Source organism: Photobacterium rosenbergii (assembly GCF_033022775.1).
GTDB lineage: Bacteria > Pseudomonadota > Gammaproteobacteria > Enterobacterales > Vibrionaceae > Photobacterium > Photobacterium rosenbergii_A.
The window spans coordinates 1-17,137 of sequence record NZ_JAWJZI010000014.1 but is presented as its reverse complement, the minus strand read 5'-3'; the positions used below and the strand labels follow the sequence as shown (position 1 = coordinate 17,137).

At 48.6% G+C, this 17,137-nt stretch carries 13 protein-coding genes; 5 read left to right on the top strand and 8 right to left on the bottom strand.

The features are described from left to right. Positions 1–64 precede the first annotated feature (64 nt). A complete protein-coding gene (locus tag R2X38_RS21425) occupies positions 65–1,426 on the top strand; it encodes an L-serine ammonia-lyase (RefSeq protein WP_317524387.1) in 1,362 nt (453 codons plus the stop codon). Positions 1,427–1,501: 75 nt separating this feature from the next. Here R2X38_RS21425 and R2X38_RS21420 read toward each other — a convergent pair whose 3' ends face one another. The 5 genes from R2X38_RS21420 to R2X38_RS21400 form a co-directional block, all read right to left on the bottom strand. Continuing rightward, a complete protein-coding gene (locus R2X38_RS21420) occupies positions 1,502–2,470 on the bottom strand; it encodes an ADP-ribosylglycohydrolase family protein (RefSeq protein WP_317524386.1) in 969 nt (322 codons plus the stop codon). A 130-nt stretch (positions 2,471–2,600) separates the two neighbouring features. After that, on the bottom strand, positions 2,601–3,188 hold the full coding sequence (locus tag R2X38_RS21415) for an acetate uptake transporter (RefSeq protein ID WP_039457464.1): 588 nt from the start codon (positions 3,186–3,188) through the stop codon (positions 2,601–2,603). A gap of 435 nt (positions 3,189–3,623) precedes the next feature. Next, positions 3,624–4,916, bottom strand: coding sequence for a hypothetical protein (locus R2X38_RS21410; RefSeq protein ID WP_317524383.1), 1,293 nt, complete (start codon positions 4,914–4,916; stop codon positions 3,624–3,626). 239 nt (positions 4,917–5,155) lie between these two features. Then, positions 5,156–5,878, bottom strand: a complete 723-nt coding sequence (gene nfsA / locus R2X38_RS21405; RefSeq protein WP_317524382.1) for an oxygen-insensitive NADPH nitroreductase — start codon at positions 5,876–5,878, stop codon at positions 5,156–5,158. 160 nt (positions 5,879–6,038) lie between these two features. Further along, positions 6,039–7,238 carry an iron-containing alcohol dehydrogenase gene (locus R2X38_RS21400; protein WP_317524381.1) on the bottom strand — a complete coding sequence of 400 codons (1,200 nt, stop codon included), beginning with the start codon at positions 7,236–7,238 and terminating at the stop codon, positions 6,039–6,041. A gap of 283 nt (positions 7,239–7,521) precedes the next feature. Here R2X38_RS21400 and R2X38_RS21395 point away from each other — a divergent pair, with 283 nt between their 5' ends. The 4 genes from R2X38_RS21395 to R2X38_RS21380 all read left to right on the top strand — a co-directional run bounded on the left by R2X38_RS21395 (position 7,522) and on the right by R2X38_RS21380 (position 11,953). After that, positions 7,522–7,785 (top strand): GrxA family glutaredoxin, encoded by a 264-nt coding sequence (locus R2X38_RS21395; protein WP_317524380.1) that lies wholly within the window; start codon positions 7,522–7,524, stop codon positions 7,783–7,785. Between the two features lie 199 nt (positions 7,786–7,984). Further along, positions 7,985–9,667 carry an aspartate:alanine antiporter gene (locus tag R2X38_RS21390; protein WP_317524379.1) on the top strand — a complete coding sequence of 561 codons (1,683 nt, stop codon included), beginning with the start codon at positions 7,985–7,987 and terminating at the stop codon, positions 9,665–9,667. 268 nt (positions 9,668–9,935) lie between these two features. Beyond that, a complete protein-coding gene (locus R2X38_RS21385; protein ID WP_107297463.1) occupies positions 9,936–10,610 on the top strand; it encodes a response regulator in 675 nt (224 codons plus the stop codon). Further along, positions 10,610–11,953, top strand: coding sequence for an ATP-binding protein (locus R2X38_RS21380; protein ID WP_317524378.1), 1,344 nt, complete (start codon positions 10,610–10,612; stop codon positions 11,951–11,953). Before R2X38_RS21385 ends, R2X38_RS21380 begins: the two co-directional genes overlap by 1 nt. 85 nt (positions 11,954–12,038) lie before the next feature. Here R2X38_RS21380 and fabV read toward each other — a convergent pair whose 3' ends face one another. The 3 genes from fabV to R2X38_RS21365 all read right to left on the bottom strand — a co-directional run bounded on the left by fabV (position 12,039) and on the right by R2X38_RS21365 (position 16,451). Next, the gene (gene fabV, locus R2X38_RS21375; protein WP_317524377.1) at positions 12,039–13,241 is read right to left on the bottom strand and encodes an enoyl-ACP reductase FabV; all 1,203 of its coding nucleotides are present in this window, start codon (positions 13,239–13,241) and stop codon (positions 12,039–12,041) included. 199 nt (positions 13,242–13,440) lie between these two features. Continuing rightward, the gene (locus tag R2X38_RS21370; RefSeq protein WP_317524375.1) at positions 13,441–15,717 is read right to left on the bottom strand and encodes an acyl-CoA dehydrogenase; all 2,277 of its coding nucleotides are present in this window, start codon (positions 15,715–15,717) and stop codon (positions 13,441–13,443) included. A 59-nt stretch (positions 15,718–15,776) separates the two neighbouring features. Next, on the bottom strand, positions 15,777–16,451 hold the full coding sequence (locus R2X38_RS21365; RefSeq protein WP_317524374.1) for a TetR/AcrR family transcriptional regulator: 675 nt from the start codon (positions 16,449–16,451) through the stop codon (positions 15,777–15,779). Positions 16,452–17,137 lie beyond the last annotated feature (686 nt).

Sequence of the window (17,137 nt, the reverse complement as noted above, 5' to 3'; positions counted from 1 at the left end):
GAGAATGATAAAAACTATACAGTCTCACGGTAACTAGACAGTTGCCCTGACTGAGGTATTAGCAATGATCAGTGTTTTTGATATCTATAAAATCGGTGTGGGTCCTTCCAGTTCGCACACTGTCGGCCCAATGAAAGCAGGTAAAGAGTTCATCGATGACCTGCGTGCCATGGGCAAGCTTCGTGACGTGACTAAAATTACCGTGGATGTTTACGGTTCGCTTTCTCTAACCGGTAAAGGTCACCACACTGATATCGCAATTATTATGGGTCTGGCTGGTAACAGCCCTGAGCATGTTGATATCGACAGCATCCCAGGCTTTATCGCCCGCGTTGAAGAAACAGAGCGCCTGCCAGTTGGCATGCACTGCCACACTGTCGATTTCCCTCGTGAAGGCGGTATGAACTTCCATACTACCAACCTTCCTCTTCACGAAAACGGTATGACTATCCACGCCTTTATTGGTGAGGAAGAAGCGTACACCAAGACTTACTACTCTATCGGTGGTGGTTTCATCGTTGACGAAGAGAACTTCGGCAAATCGACTGAATCATCGGTAAAAGTCCCTTACATGTTTACTACTGCAGCAGAGCTAGTCAACCAGTGTAAGGAAAACGGCCTGTCTGTGAGCTCAATGGTCATGGCCAACGAGCGTGCGATGAACGCCGAAGACGAAATCAACACTTACTTTGCCAACATCTGGCGCACCATGCGTGAATGTATGGATCGCGGTATGAGCGAAGAAGGTATCCTGCCAGGTCCACTGCGTGTACCACGTCGCGCAGCAGCACTTCGCCAGCAGCTAATGACAACAGAAAAGCTAAGCAATGACCCGATGACAGTCGTTGACTGGGTTAACATGTACGCTTTCGCTGTTAACGAAGAAAACGCAGCCGGTGGCCGTGTTGTTACCGCACCAACCAACGGTGCTTGCGGTATCATTCCTGCAGTTCTTGCTTACTACGACAAATTCATCCAGCCTGTTGGCCCGAAAGAATACACCCGTTACTTCGCAGCTTCTGGCGCAATCGGCGGCCTTTACAAGCGTAACGCGTCTATCTCTGGTGCTGAAGTTGGCTGTCAGGGTGAAGTGGGTGTGGCATGTTCTATGGCAGCAGCTGGTCTTGCTGAGCTTATGGGTGGTAGCCCTGAGCAAGTATGTATGGCAGCTGAAATCGCGATGGAGCACAACCTAGGTCTAACTTGTGACCCAGTTGCTGGTCAGGTACAGGTTCCATGTATCGAGCGTAACGGTATCGCCGCGGTTAAAGCGATCAATGCTTCACGTATGGCACTTCGCCGCTCTTCTGAGCCTCGCGTATCACTGGACAAAGTGATCGAAACGATGCTTGAAACCGGTAAAGACATGAACGCGAAATACCGTGAAACGTCACAGGGCGGCCTGGCAATCAAAGTGATTTGCTAATTACCCTTATGACGAATAGAAAGCTACCCACACGGGTAGCTTTTTTTATGTCTACCGTTTTTCTGGCAGCACAACTTAGAATGCCCCACCCGCGCTGTGCAGCAGTTGCTCGATATCTTCTGCCAATGCTTCACCACACTGCAACGTCGTAACCCACGAGATCGGAATTCCCTCGGAATCCCCGAAACCATAGCAAGCCCCGGCAATCGCACCGACCAAGATCCCCCGGCCACAGCTATCACCGCCCACCGCGATGTTGTTCAAAATTGCCTCGGTATAGCTTGAGCTATTTTGCAGTATCCACGCCGCCATTGGTAAACTATCAGCCAAATGACAAGCACTGTTGGCAATCGACAATACATGGGATAGATCATTGACATCACCGCTGAGCCCCCTTGCCTGCTCAATTTTCTCCATGATTGGCTCAGGGCATTTTACCTTCAGCACATTAAGCACCGGCTCCATCCGCCGAGAGCGCAAAGCTTCATTTAGGGCGCTGGCAAACGCCTTGGCACAAGCCAAAGCCTGTTCATTTTGGTGGGTCACCCCGACAATACGGTCAATTTCGCTTTCCAGTTTCTCCGACGGCATCTTTAGCGCCACCAAAGCCGGCACCGCACACAGAGCCGGATTCTGATCATCATCACTACCAGAATCTTCCGGCCAGTCTTCAGGTGGTAAAGAGAACAGCGACAACAACAACGCCTTGGTCGGGGTATCGACATAGCCGATGAACTCACCGCCAGGCCCGAAATAGTCCAAGATTTCCTGCTGTACACGGTGAGTCTCGACATTGGGTTCGCTAAGCAACCGGATATACAGAGCTAGCCATTCACCATAGATGGTCAGCTCCCCAGCCGTAAGCTTGTCATGGGCATAGTAACCTTCTACCCCTTCATAATGGTGGGCATCAGGCTCAATAAAAGGGAAATGCGGAAGAGATTGAAGGGTGCGGATCCGCTCCGGAGAATAGATCCAATGGGTCCCCATACTGGCTGCATCAGCCACCAGCGCCCCCATCAGGGCTGCATAACGTTGTGCCATTTTCTTATCCTTGTCATCAGCTACACGCAATGCAATAAGCTTATACCCATTCCCATGAACTGGCTGAACAAGAATAAAAAAACCCGCCATAAAGGCGGGTTCTAATGATTTGTTACGCGCTTCGTTTACATTAAGCAGCAGCTTTTAGCGCTTTGTCTTTTTTCAGCTCGCCTACAGGCAGGATAGTACGACCGTACTCGTTGTTTAGTACCTGTGCCATTGCGAAGTAGATAGCACTTGCACCACAGATGATGCCTTCAAAACCAGCGATAGTACCGATCAGTGTGCTGCCAGTGAAGTCACGTGCTGCCAATAGGAAGAACAGTACAGTTAGAGAGCCGAATACGAACTGCTTAGCACGTGGGTAGCATAGTGAACCAATGAACATGAAGCCTGTAAAGATACCCCATAGTAGTAGGTACCAGCCCATGAAGCTTGCTGGGCTCGCTGGTAGACCCATGTAAGGCATTACGATTAGACCCACTAGTGTCAGCCAGAATAGACCGTAAGAAGTAAATGCAGTCGTACCGAACGTGTCACCACGCTTGAAGCACATCATGCCTACGATAACTTGGCTCAAGCCACCGTAAAAAATACCCATAGCTAGGATCATCGAATCAATTGGGAAGAAGCCCGCATTGTGGATGTTCAGAAGGATGGTAGTCATACCAAAGCCCATAAGACCTAGTGGTGCTGGGTTAGCTAGTTTCGTAGACATGTTTTCCTCAAATAGGAGTAATTCAACAAAAATGATAAAGATTAAAATTTGGGTGCATCAATTAATGCGCGGCGAATTCTAAAGGACGCAGACAGGCAAATCAAGCCAAAACCCGTGCAAAACTTAACCAAACTCAAAAAAAGTTTGAATTTTCGACTTTTATGTAAAGTCATTTTTAATCTTCAATTACAACTAAGTGTTAGAAAATGTAATAGCAAAGCATGTTTGCACGGTACCAAAACAAAATAAAACATTTTAAAACAATGCCTTAAATTCGTCATCAAACCTCTGTTTTTTCACAACCTGTCATAAATGGCATTTTTCTCGATTTTTACTCTCTCTGGCTCTAATCCAGAAATAACAGGTACAAAAAAGCAGCATAAATGCTGCTTTTTTTCAAACTGCTCATTAATCACTCGCGAGACGAGGGCGAAGTTATATCTCCTGCTCTGTGCCTTCTACATGGCTAGTCGTTGCAACAGCACTGTTGTTGTATTCCAGCCGCTCAACATCAGACTCTTGTTCCTCGGCGCTAGTAGTGGCTTCGGCTTCACCGGCTTGTTCTGACTCAACCAAGTCAGAAGTACCTTGTGGTGTATTCTTCTCTTGTACCGAAACCGGCGGAGCGACTGCTGATAACTGCGCTTGAAGGAGCGCAATCTGTTGGTTCTGAGCCTGAATCAACCCTTTTAGAGTTTCCAGCTGGGCCTGTTGTTGGTTTGGCTGCTGATTACGGCTGGCTATTTCATATTGCTCGCGCGTTTCTGCCGCTTCCTCGCTTAGGCGCTTGGCTTGCTCTGCAAGTGGTTGGTCACGCAGATCAGAATCATTTAGTGCTTTCGAAATACCCAACAGTTTCCCCTCCATGACCAGGATATAGCTTTCATATTCATCACGGTTGCGATCACGAAGGTATTTCACTTCCTCAGCAATGTGGGCCGCGTGAGCAAGCTCGAACTCAATGGCAGAGACAACCTGATTAATTGCATCAAAGGCACGCGGCTCTTTATCAATTAAATCTTTACCGGCTTTGATTTCTTCTTCTACCCTAGCGTAACTTAGCGGTGCATAGTAGCGGACATCTTCACGGCGTAGCTGGCGCAACGCTTCTTCTTGTGGGGTGATGTAGATGCGCTTGATGACTCGCACTTCCAAGCTATGAGCTCGTGATAAGAATTCAGTCTGCTCTTCTCGGGCGCGATTTAGATCGCCGCGAGAGACAAACGCAAAAAGATTGCCGTAAAACCGGTTTAAGCGAACGAACTCGCTGCGGTAATGGGCATTGGCATCTATCGAATTGAGATAAGCCAGCTGAGTCATGGCGGGCTCCAGCACCCTGTCGGCGATCTTCTTGAGCTCGACTAATTCTGTATGGTTGTTTTCTACCACCTCGATATCACCATAAAAGCGATCTAGATAGGTCACTGAAGAAAACAATGAATAACTCTGGTTGGCAAGTTCGGGAGAGGACTGGATATCTTTGAACAGATTATCGGCTCGTTGCCAGCTCTCCATCATAGTGGCATACCTTTCCGGCGCATATAGCTTCAAGCCTTCTGCGTCGACAAGGGTATTGCGCCAGTGGCGATGCACTTTATTGGCAGACTGAAGTACGCTTTCTACATTTACTTCCGATGATAAACCGCTGTCATTGTCTGGCGTGCTGGCGCAGCCAGCGAGCAAAGCAGCAAGCAATACCATGCTGGCTACTTTCCCAACATACTTCATAGATTCGTGTTCCGATTCATTTCCAGCCTGAGTGTTGCAGGCCGGTTATTATTGTCTTTTCTATCGATACTATTCTATCTGACTCAATGTTTTATAAAAAGTTCATCAATTACTTTTAGCAGGTTTTGATCGAAAATTGACATAAGGTCAACTTTTTCGCAGATTTTCCCATCACTTTTAGCTAAAAACTGTTTATCTTGCCAAATTGCACTTCCCAGCGAACATGATGCTGCCGCATTTTATTTCAGGCTAAAACCTTGTCCTTCAATAAACTGCTTCATAAATGGCCGGGCTTCTTTATTTAGCGTGCCTGAAATTTGCTCACTCCAAGACATATCTTTATTTCCACCAGTGCGGGATTGGTAATATTGCCGTACGTGCTGGTCGTAACTGGCAAGCTTGTCCATATCCAGCGCGGAATAACTATTTTCATGCACCACGATAGAGCGAGGCAGGCGTGGCTTCACCTCTGGGGACTGTGCTGGGTGACCGAGGCAAAGGCCAAATAGCGGCAAGACATGCTGAGGCAAGGACAATAACGTCGTGACTTTGTCTGGGTTATTTCTCAAACCACCGATATACACCCCACCAAGGCCTAGCGATTCAGCAGCAAGCAATCCGTTTTGTGCCATTAGCGCAGCATCTACTGCACCGATGAGTGTTTGTTCGGTAAAGCCCAGTTTAGCTTCAGGATAGATTTGCTGATGACGGTTGTAATCAGCACAGAAAACAAAGAATTCTGCCGCACTGGCAACATATTCCTGACCACCAGCGTATTCAGCCAATAGCACTCTCATTTCGGGATCGGTAACCCGGATGATACTGACACACTGAATGAAACTCGAAGAAGAGGCTGCGATTGCACAGTCTAAAATGGTATTTCGCTGGCTTTCGCTAATTGGCTCGGCAGTAAATTTTCGAATAGAACGATGTTGTAAAATGGTTTCAATCGTCTGGTTCATACATATCCCTATAACAGTGAGCCTAAATATACCCAAGTTACCTCAAGGTGCAGTCTCGCTAAACCTGCCTCTTGAGGTAGCTTGGGTAAAAGTCACTCTAGCATAGGCACCTGCTTTGACCCACTGTTATATGGTTACAAGGAATAACTGTTATCCAGGGTTAATTTTCCTGACTGTAGAGATCATCCTGTGACCTCGAGTCTTTGACTTTGCACTGGCAAATTTGGTTTAGAATACTCAGCAGACGATCTTTATTCAGCGGCAAAGGATTCCCCTTGATGGAATTAGACAGCAAGGCATCTTCCGCCACTTCGTCAAACATCACATTGCAGAACCCATAGTCGGTCACTGAAGGCAAATTCAATCGCTTCAATGTTCTTTTTGTCCAGGCAATACCGTCAATGATTTCGGCATTCATTCTACCGGTTAGAATGCAGGCTAACTGACGGTAGCGATTGAGCACATCCGCCCTGCCCGCTTCACGGGCTGCCAACACGTTTTCCTGCATCACATAGGGGGCTAACTGGGCAGTGATCAAGCCATGAGGAGCCTGAAGGCGACCACCAAGTGATGAGGCCAAACCATGGGCGGCTCCCAGCTTAGCATTGGCCAAGGCCATGCCTCCTAGCATCGCGGCAAAGGCCATATCAGAGCGGGCGCGGGGATCATCATCTTCACAGGCGGCAAGAATTGCCCCGGATAACCGGCGCAACCCCTCTTCGCACACCATATCGGTCAGAGGATTGGGCTCGCCGCATACATACGACTCCATCAAATGGGTAAAGGCATCCATACCGCAACAGCCTGACATCACAGGATCCATACCATAAGTCAGGGTTGGGTCGACAATGGCCAAATCCGGCAGCATGTCTGGGCTTCGCAGCCCCACTTTGACATTTTCCTGGGCTGAGCGAAGAACCGCGCTTTTGCTAACTTCCGACCCGGTACCGGCTGTGGTTGGCACTGCGATAAACGGAATAGGCTTGGCCTGCAGCGGTACATTGCGCCCGACCACCTCAACATAGTCGTACACACTGCCCTGGTTAGGGATCAATGCCGCCAGCGCCTTACCAGCATCGAGTACACTGCCGCCACCAATAGCCAACACCATATCTGGGCGAAACTTACGCCCCATCGCCGCCATTTCTTCTACCATGGCTATCAGTGGTTCACCATGCACAGCCACCTGTTGGTAACGCATTCCCTGTTGCTTGAAATAGCTGATTAACGGCTCTGCCCGGGCACTATCACGGCCCGTAACCAGCAACACGCTGTAACCAAACTGATTTAGTGTCGACAGGGAGTTATTCAAGGCACCTTCACCAAAGATGATCCGGGTGGCCGTCATAAACTGAAACATAGGCACTCCATTCCGTATTTTTGTTTAATTATTATCGAGTGTGCCCCGTTACCCATTCCTGTTTTTGATTCTGAGCAACTTTTTTCCATTGAATATCAGCGTCGTCGCGATACTCTGCGAGCTGTCACATTTCATTTCTCTCTATAAAATCCCGTAGTTTAAGTATTATTTTTGCAGCATTTATCTCCAATCGGTTTTGTCTATCACACCAAGAGATAAATCCCTCTTTCTCATCCCAGCCAGTCACGTTATAGTAACTCCATCAAATTTAAGGAGAGACGTTATGTTCGTTGTTATTTTCGGCCGCCCAGGTTGCCCATTCTGTGTTCGTGCAAAAGATCTAGCAGACAAACTAAAAGAAGAGCGCGAAGGCTTTAACTACCGTTACGTTGACATCCATGCTGAAGGCATCAGCAAAGCTGACCTTGAAAAAACTGTTGGCAAGCCAGTAGAAACGGTACCTCAGATCTTCATCGATCAAGAGCACATTGGTGGCTGCACTGATTTCGAAGCATACGCAAAAGAAAACCTAGGCTTGTTCCAGTAATCCCTAAGCAACAAGTTTAGTAACATTTTCTTAAAAAGGCTGAAATATCAGCCTTTTTTATTACCTATCGCTTTATTTACCAGCAAATAAATTCGAAAATTTTCTATTACTAGCGATCATTTTCGGTATGCCGAGAACATAAAATCAGCTAGAATTTCACCACTTTGTCGCTGGTCTCTGTTCTCGGAAAAAAACTGTTGTGAATATCGATGTCGCCGCACTCCTTCATCAGAATGATATTCTGTTGCTCTTTGTGGTACTTGCTGTTGGCCTCTCGGCCGGAAAGATTCGCATTGCGAATATGCAATTGGGGAACTCTATCGGGGTTCTGATCACCGCCCTCCTTTTTGGTAACGCCGGTTTTACGTTTGATGCAGATGCACTGAACATCGGCTTTATGCTGTTTATCTTCTGTGTCGGTATCGAAGCAGGCCCCAACTTTTTCGGTATCTTTTTCCGTGACGGTAAACATTATTTAATGCTGGCGCTGGTCGTTATTCTTTCAGCGATCGTCATTACCGTCACCATGAGCAACTACCTAGGTCTTGGCCTTGGCTTGAGCACTGGTTTGATGGCAGGCTCTCTGACAGCAACACCTGTTCTGGTGGGAGCAAAAGATGCCTTGGCGAGCGGCTTATCCAGTATTTCCGATCCCAACAGCATCCAGCAGATCATCGACAGCATCAGTGTTGGCTACGCCATGTCCTATTTGATTGGCTTGGTCAGTGTCATTGTGCTGGCGAAGCTGATGCCTAAATTGCAGAAGCAAAACCTTGCTGAATCATCACAGCAAATAGCCCGTGAGCGCGGCATTGGTGAAAGTGCCCAGCGTAAGGTGTACCTGCCTATTATCCGTGCTTACCGGGTAGGCCCTGAGCTCATTAACTGGATTGACGGCCGCAACTTGCGTGAGCTGGGTATCTACCGCCAAACGGGTTGTTACATTGAGCGGATCCGTCGAAACGGCATTCTGGCTAACCCGGATGGTGATGCCATTTTGCAAGAAGGTGATGAAATCGCGCTAGTCGGCTACCCGGATAGCCATGCCCGTCTGGATCCGAGTTTCCGTAACGGTAAAGAAGTTTTCGACCGTGACCTACTCGACTTGCGTATCGTCGAAGAAGAGATCGTGGTAAAGAACGACAGTATTGCTGGCAAACGCCTTTCCGAGCTGAACCTATCGGAGTACGGCTGTTTCCTCAACCGCGTTGTCCGCGCCCAGATCGAGATGCCGATGGATCACAATATCCTACTGAGCAAAGGGGATATCCTCCAGGTCAGTGGTGAAAAGAGCCGTGTAATGGGCCTTGCCGAGCGTATCGGTTTCATCTCGGTACACAGCCAGATCGCTGACTTGTTGGCATTCTGCTGCTTCTTCATCATTGGTTTGCTAGTAGGTACCATCACCATGACCTTTGGCCAAATAGCCTTCGGCCTTGGTAGTGCTGCCGGCCTATTGGTCGCAGGTATCACGCTGGGTTTCTTGCGGGCCAACCACCCCACCTTCGGCTACGTCCCGCAAGGGGCGCTGAACATGACCAAAGATCTCGGCCTGATGGTGTTTATGGTTGGCATCGGTTTGAGTGCCGGTTCGAACCTTTTCGATTCGCTATCACAGGTCGGTTTGGCGGTTTTCTCGGCCAGTTTGATGGTAAGCGTGATCCCGGTAGTACTGGCTTACCTGTTTGGTGCCTATGTGCTCAAGATGAACCGTGCCTTGTTGTTTGGTGCCATTATCGGCGCTCGTACCTGCGCCCCTGCGATGGACATGATCAATGAACATGCCCGCAGTACCATCCCGGCACTGGGTTATGCTGGCACCTATGCCATCGCCAACGTCTTGCTGACGATTGCCGGTACCCTCTACGTGATCCTCAGCTAGCGGCGAAGCCTTCACCCAGGGCGAAACCCGAATACAATCTTCATAGCCAAACACCATGCCCCCTGCATAAACCGCAGAGGGCATTTTTTTGCTTAACATACCATTGTCGAGTCAGCACAGATTCAGTCCATTTCATCTAAGCTATAAAGAGTTAAAATTCACCGTATATCCCTGATTAGCACCACAAATTGCTAGGAAATATTCGCCACTTCGCACTCTATTCAGTATATTGATTGAATAGACAGAAAAACTATTGGTAATCAAAACTATGCGTATCCTTATTGTTGAAGACGACCCGATTCTGAGCCACCACTTGAAATCTCAGCTAAGTGAAATGGGTCACCAAGTTCAGTGTGCCGGAACCGCTGAAGAAGGCTTATTTTTTGCTCAGGATTACCCAAACGATGTGGCTATCGTTGATATCGGCCTACCCGATCGTGATGGTATCAGCCTGATCAAAGATATGCGTGAGAAAGGCCTGCGCTTGCCAATCCTGATTTTGACTGCCCGCTCTAACTGGCAAGACAAGGTCACCGGGCTTGAAGCCGGTGCCGATGACTATCTCGTCAAACCTTTCCAGAAAGAAGAAATGGTTGCCCGACTCAGTGCGCTGGTTCGCCGCAGTGCAGGCTTTGTGAAACCGGAAATGACCGCCGGTGACATTCGTGTCGATCTACTCGCCAAGCAAGTATTTATCCAAGAGAACCTGCTGGAGCTGACCGCGTTTGAATACGACTTGTTGGAGTACCTAATGCGTCACAGCCGCCAGGTCGTGTCAAAGCAGCGTCTTCTCGATGTGCTTTATGAAGATCAGGAAGGTGACCCAAACACTATCGAAGTGATGATCAGCCGCCTGCGCAAGAAGTTCACCAATAACGGTCAGGAAAACCCAATTTCCACTATTCGTGGTCAAGGCTACATTTTCGAACTTCAAGCACAATAATGAAGAAAATTATCCAACCAAGGCTACGCCGCCGAGTGCTTGTCACTTCGGTGGCCATTATTGTATTGATCACCTCAGCCCTTGCCGGGGTGATCAACCAGCTTTATAGCCAGAGCTATATGGCAGCCTATTCTTCCGAGTTGGTCGCCCAGATGCCGATGGTCGTTGCTCAGCTTAACCGTGCGGGCCTGATCAAAGATGTTGATAAGTGGATAGACTCCGTCGACCCTTCCGATACCGACTATATGTCCGTGGTCTGTGACAAAACGGATCACACCATCTGGCTGTCAGATGAAGCGAAAGAAGCCAATATCGGTAATATCTGTAGTGAGCTGCCCGATAGTATCCCAGTCCCGACACTTGTAGAGACCCACCAGGGCGAGAGTTATATTGCCTATAACATGAGCCAGGAACGCGAAGGTGGCAACATCTACCAATTGGTTGTCCTGCGTTCGGGTGACTCTTATGTCTCATCACTGAGCCAGCTGCACAAGCGCACCACATTCTACTTGGGGCTGTTTGTCCTGATTGCGATTGCCTTCTTGATTGCTGCTTTCCACTGGAGCTTCCAGCCATTGCGTAAAATGGCCTCGCAGCTGGATCAGATGACGGATTCCAAGCGAGACAAACTGGATGACGACTTCCCGATGGAGCTGCAGGACGTGACCTTGGCACTCAACCGTCTGATTGAGATCAGTAACGCGCAGAAAGGCCGTTACCGCCATGCGATGGATGACTTGGCACATAGCTTGAAAACCCGTTTGGCTGCCACTAACGCTTTGCTCGATGACAAAGAGATCCCACGCTTTGAGTTAAATCAGCGGGTGATGGAACAAATCAGCCAGATGGATGAGCTGGTCCAGTACCAATTGAAGCGTGCCATGATGGGCCAGCAGGGCCTGCAGAAAGACAAGACCAAGCTAAAACCGCTGACGGACAGTTTCAGTCGCTTGCTTAGCAAGGTGTATACCGAGAAAAACGTCTCTCTGCGCTGCTTCTTCAACGACAAATTGACACTGCCGGTTAACCGCAGCGACTTGATGGAGCTGCTGGGCAACCTATTGGAAAATGCTTACCGTTTCTGTATCAGTGAAGTTCGGGTTGTCGTGCAAGAGAAACCCGATCGCTATATCATTATCATTGAAGATGATGGCCCTGGCGTACCGGAAGAAATGCGCGAGGCAATTTTCCAACGCGGCGTCCGTGCTGATCAGCTCAACCCCGGTCAAGGAATTGGCCTATCGGTTTGCCATGAAATTGTGATGAGTTACAAGGGAACCATCCATGTCAAAACGGCCTCTATCGAAGGCGCAGCCTTTGTGATTGAACTGCCTAAGGATTGATCCCAGCCATCAACAACAAAATGCACAGGCACAAAAAAACCGCCATAATTTGGCGGTTTTTTATTACTCGGCATTCAAGCCAACGTTAGATGTCCTGAACATCAAACTCAACTGCAGGGTTCACATCAGCGTCGTAGTCGACCGTTTCGATGCCAAAACCAAACAGCTTCAAGAACTCATCTTTGTACTGCTGGTAATCAGCCACTTCAAATAGGTTCTCGTTGGTGACGTTAGGCCACAGGTCACGACAGTGCTTCTGGATGTCTTCACGTAGTTCCCAGTCATCCAGGCGTAGACGGTTTTCACTGTCCAGCTCAGGTGCGCTGCCATCTTCCTTGAACAGACGCTGGGTAAACATACGATGGATTTGCTCCATACAACCTTCGTGCACACCTTCTTCACGCATCTTCTTGAACACCATAGCGATGTAAAGAGGCATAACAGGAATCGCCGAGCTCGCCTGAGTCACAACACTCTTCAGTACTGCAACGTTAGCAGAGCCGCCAGTCGCAGACAGTTTGTCGTTTAGCTCAGTCGCTGCACGGTCTAGGTCCATTTTCGCCTGGCCCAGAGCACCGTGCCAGTAGATTGGCCAAGTAATTTCTGTACCAATGTAGCTGTAGGCAACAGTCTTACAGCCATCAGCCAGTACGCCGGCTTCAGACAGCGCATTGATCCACAGCTCCCAATCCTGGCCACCCATAACGGTAACAGTATCAGCTACTTCTTGCTCAGTCGCAGGCTCGATGCTTGCTTCGATCAGCACATCTTTGTTGGTATCAACAGCCGTTGCCGTGTAGGTTTCACCCATCGGCTTAAGCGTAGAGCGAATCACTTCACCTGTGTCTGGCATTTTACGAACTGGAGAAGCCAGTGAGTAAACCACCATGTCGATCTGACCCAGATCTTCTTTGATCAAATCGATTACTTTCTGTTTTGCTTCGTGAGAGAAAGCATCACCATTCAAGCTCTTGGAGTACAGGCCTTCTTCTTTGGCAAACTTGTCGAATGCGGCAGAGTTGTACCAGCCTGCTGTACCCGGTTTCTTTTCAGTACCCGGCTTTTCGAAGAACACACCAATTGTTGCAGCACCACCACCGAATGCAGCAGCAATACGCGAAGACAGACCGTAGCCGCTTGATGAACCTACCACCAGCACACGCTTAGGGGCATTGGCAATTGGGCCCTGCGCCTTAGTGTATGCAATCTGCTCTTTGACGTTTTCCTCACAACCCACTGGGTGAGTCGTTGTACAAATAAATCCACGAATTCTAGGTTTGATGATCATTTTCAACTTCCCTTACACAATTGACAGTAGGATAAAAGGTAAATGACAAAATCGCATTAAATTTATGAGCGAAAACGCTAATTTCAGCAGTGGTTGGAGGTGTTCCGCACGGAAAATCACAGAAATAGAGCAAAAAAAGTGCCACGCGATTGCGTGGCACATGGGAGACACCAGGTTTATTGTTCACAAGGCATAAGCCTTAGGCTGCTTTTCCCGGTTGCAAGCCGCCTTTTTTGAAGTGGGCAGCAGAGAAGTGATCCACCTGAATCGCTCTCTGTCTTAGTTGCTCTGCATTCTGCATCTTTTTCACTTCAGCTTCTGTGACGATCCCCGCATCGAGGGCAATTTGTAACTTCTCTGTTAACGAAACCTTGCGCGGGATCTCACCAGCTTTGACAGCCTTGGCGATCTTACGCTCAAGATCTTTCACCTCGTACATGGCAACAAAAGCACGCTCCATCAAGCCAACCGGATCATCCTCATGCTTGCCGACATAGCAAAGATGGGTCAGACGGTCACGCTGTTTACCAGGACGCATCAGCAGCTCAGCAATCTTCACTGCGACCTCATCTTTCGGCGCAGCATAGTGAATACCCAGTGGGAACAGCAAGGTGCGCAGCAAGCGACCAATGCCTTTGCGCGGGAAGTTAGCCAACACTTCGTCGAACGCAACGCCACACTGATGCAAACAATGTTGCAAGCCATAATGAACAAATGGCAAGTCTTGCTGCTGACGGCCTTCGTCTTCATAACGCTTGAGAACAGCGGACGCCAGATACAAATGACTTAACACATCACCCAAGCGTGCCGACACCATCTCACGACGCTTCAGTTCACCACCCAAACTCAACATAGCAAAATCCGCGGCAACAGCCAGGGCACGACTCATACGCGACAGCTGTTTGTAGTATTTCGCGGTTTCACCACTGACTGGCGAACTGTTGAAACGCGAACCGCTAAATGCATTAAGCAATGACTTGCTGACATTACCAACCGCAAAGCTGATATGGCTGGCCAGCAGTTTATCAAACTCTTTGGCCCCTTCCCTACTGTCCGGGTTGGCCGCGGCTTCCATCTCGCTCAATACATACGGATGGCATCGGGTCGCCCCCTGACCGAAAATCATCAAGTTTCGGGTCAGAATGTTGGCCCCTTCCACAGTAATCGCGACCGGCATACCGAAGTAATGATGACCGATATAGTTCATAGGCCCAAGCTGGATTGCGCGTCCGGCATGGACGTCCATGGCATCATTGAGGATGGTACGGGCCATTTCGGTCATATGGTATTTGGCAATCGCTGTGACGATTCCTGGTGTTTCATCCATATCGAGGGAAGTCGTCGTCAGGGTTCTTGATGCTTCTAGCATGTAGGTGAAACCGCCGATACGCCCCATCGCCTGTGCCACACCTTCGAAGTTACCAATCGACATACCGAACTGCTTACGCACATACGCATAAGCACCTGTGGTTCTCGCGGTCAGGTGACCGACTGCGGTGCCGAGCGCCGGCAGAGAGATACCACGGCCTGCAGACAGACATTCCACCAGCATACGCCAGCCACGACCGACATAATCCTGCCCACCAATAACCCAGTCCATCGGGATAAAGACATCATTACCTCGGGTCGGGCCGTTCATGAAGGCAAGGTTAAGCGGGTCATGACGCTCACCGATTTCAACACCAGGGTGATCTGCTGGGATCAGGGCACAGGTAATACCCAACTCTTTCTTGTCACCAATCAAGCAGTCAGGATCCTGTAGCTTGAACGCCAAGCCAAGCACGGTAGCAACGGGCGCCAACGTGATGTAACGCTTATTCCAGCTTACGCGGATACCGAGTACTTTCTCTCCTTGGTATTCGTCGTAGCACACCACGCCCTGATCGGGAATGCCACCGGCATCTGAACCGGCTTCAGGACCGGTAAGAGCAAAACAAGGGATATCTTCACCATGGGCTAGGCGTGGCAACCAGTAATCTTTCTGCTCTTGGGTACCATAGTGGGTCAATAGTTCACCTGGGCCCAACGAGTTTGGCACCATGACCGATACCGCTGCACTCAGGCTCTTGGTCGCAATACGGGTTACGATGGTTGAGTTGGCGTGGGCGGAAAAGTCTAAACCACCATATTCCTTACCGATAATCAGCGAGAAGAATTTTTCCTTGCGTAGATACTCCCACACTTCTGGCGGCAGATCTTTATCTTCCTGGACAATCTGATAGTCGTTCAGCATATCCAACAGCGGCTCTAGCTTGTTGTCGATGAACGCCTGCTCCTCATCACTCAATTTTGGCTGCGGGTAGGTCAGCAGGGTATTCCAATTCGGATTACCGCCAAACAGCTCACCATCCCACCAGACACTGCCGGCCTCCATGGCCTCTCGCTCGGTATCGGAAAGTGGTGGCAGCACTTTCTTGAACATTTTGAATGCGGGATCACTGAGATAGCGTTTTCTTAGCTTGGTTAACGTACTCATGTTTCAGGTCCTTTTGTCACTTTTATCGTTATTGGTTTTCTATGGTTTGTTACATACTTTTACTGTGTTCCTGTTGGCTGTTCGCTGATTAGCGAAAGCGATTGTTCTATTGGTGCAGCAACGCCTGCTGCCAGATATGGCACCAAACGCTCAATCAAATCTTCAGGCTTTACCTTGCGGGAGAAATCATTTTCAGCAATCTCACACAAAGCGGTGGACGAGGCCATAGTGAAAACCGATGCCCCGAGTGTGAAATGCAAGCGCCAGAATAAGGTTTCAGGATCCAAAGAAGGGTTGGCGCGGCACACCGCAGTGGTAAACAGTGTCAATACCTGCTCGTAGCGAGTAATAATGAACCAGCGCAAGTGACCCTGAACATCGGTATACCCCCTACCAATCAGCGACATAAACACGGTCGCACCATTGGCTCGGTATTCATTTAGTGATAACAACGGATCTTTGATACAGCGGAAAACATCTTCCATTGAAAAATCGTCGCGGGTCAGTAGTACTTCCAGTTCAGATTGTAGCGAAGGCATAAATGCCTCGAGATAGCGACCGAGAACCGCCCTGACCAAGGTTTTCTTGTCACCATAGTGATAATTGACGGACGCCAGATTCACCCCAGCTTTGCTGGTGATGGTTCGCAGTGACGTGTCTTTGAAGCCGTGTTCGGCAAAGAGTAGCTCGGCAGCATCCAGGATACGTGCCTTGGTTTCTCCCTTTCCAGCCATATTCATTCACCCGTATTAAACACTTGTTTAAACTTTACATCTAAGAAACATTTTTAACAAGTCGCAAATATACACCATGTTGTAACGTATTGATAATTTCGCGTTTTAATACAAAAGTCGTGAAGGCGATCAATCTTTTCCCGTTGTGATTGGCAACCTCACCCCGGCTAAAAAACTGTCTTATGCTCGTCTCATGAAAAAGGATTGAGAACAAAGCAAATAAAAAAAATCTGAGAAAGTGAAAAAAAATTGGAACAAAGTCCACATCTACGAGTCATAACTAGTGCCACTGCTTTTTCTTAGAAGACATTCTTCGAAACCCGTCCCCACCCATGGAGATGGGTTTTCTTTATTATGCGGTTTATTTTTCGTACCAGGGATCTTCTTCATGATTGAAAATCATAGAGTTAGGTTAAAAAGAAAATTTTTTCAACATTTAATGAACCAATTGAAAAATAGCCAGTCCTATATAATGACATTCAGATTAAAGACTTTTCACAAATTGCTGGCCGCAAATTGCATCTACTCTTTAATCTAACAATGCCACTGCTGTTAAACTCCTAATTGTATATAGAGCGTTGCCCACTCAGTTGAAGTGGGCTTTTTTTTGCCCATAGCCCATAGCCCATAGCCCATAGCCCATAGCCCATAGCCCATAGCCCATAGCCCATAGCCCATAGCCCATA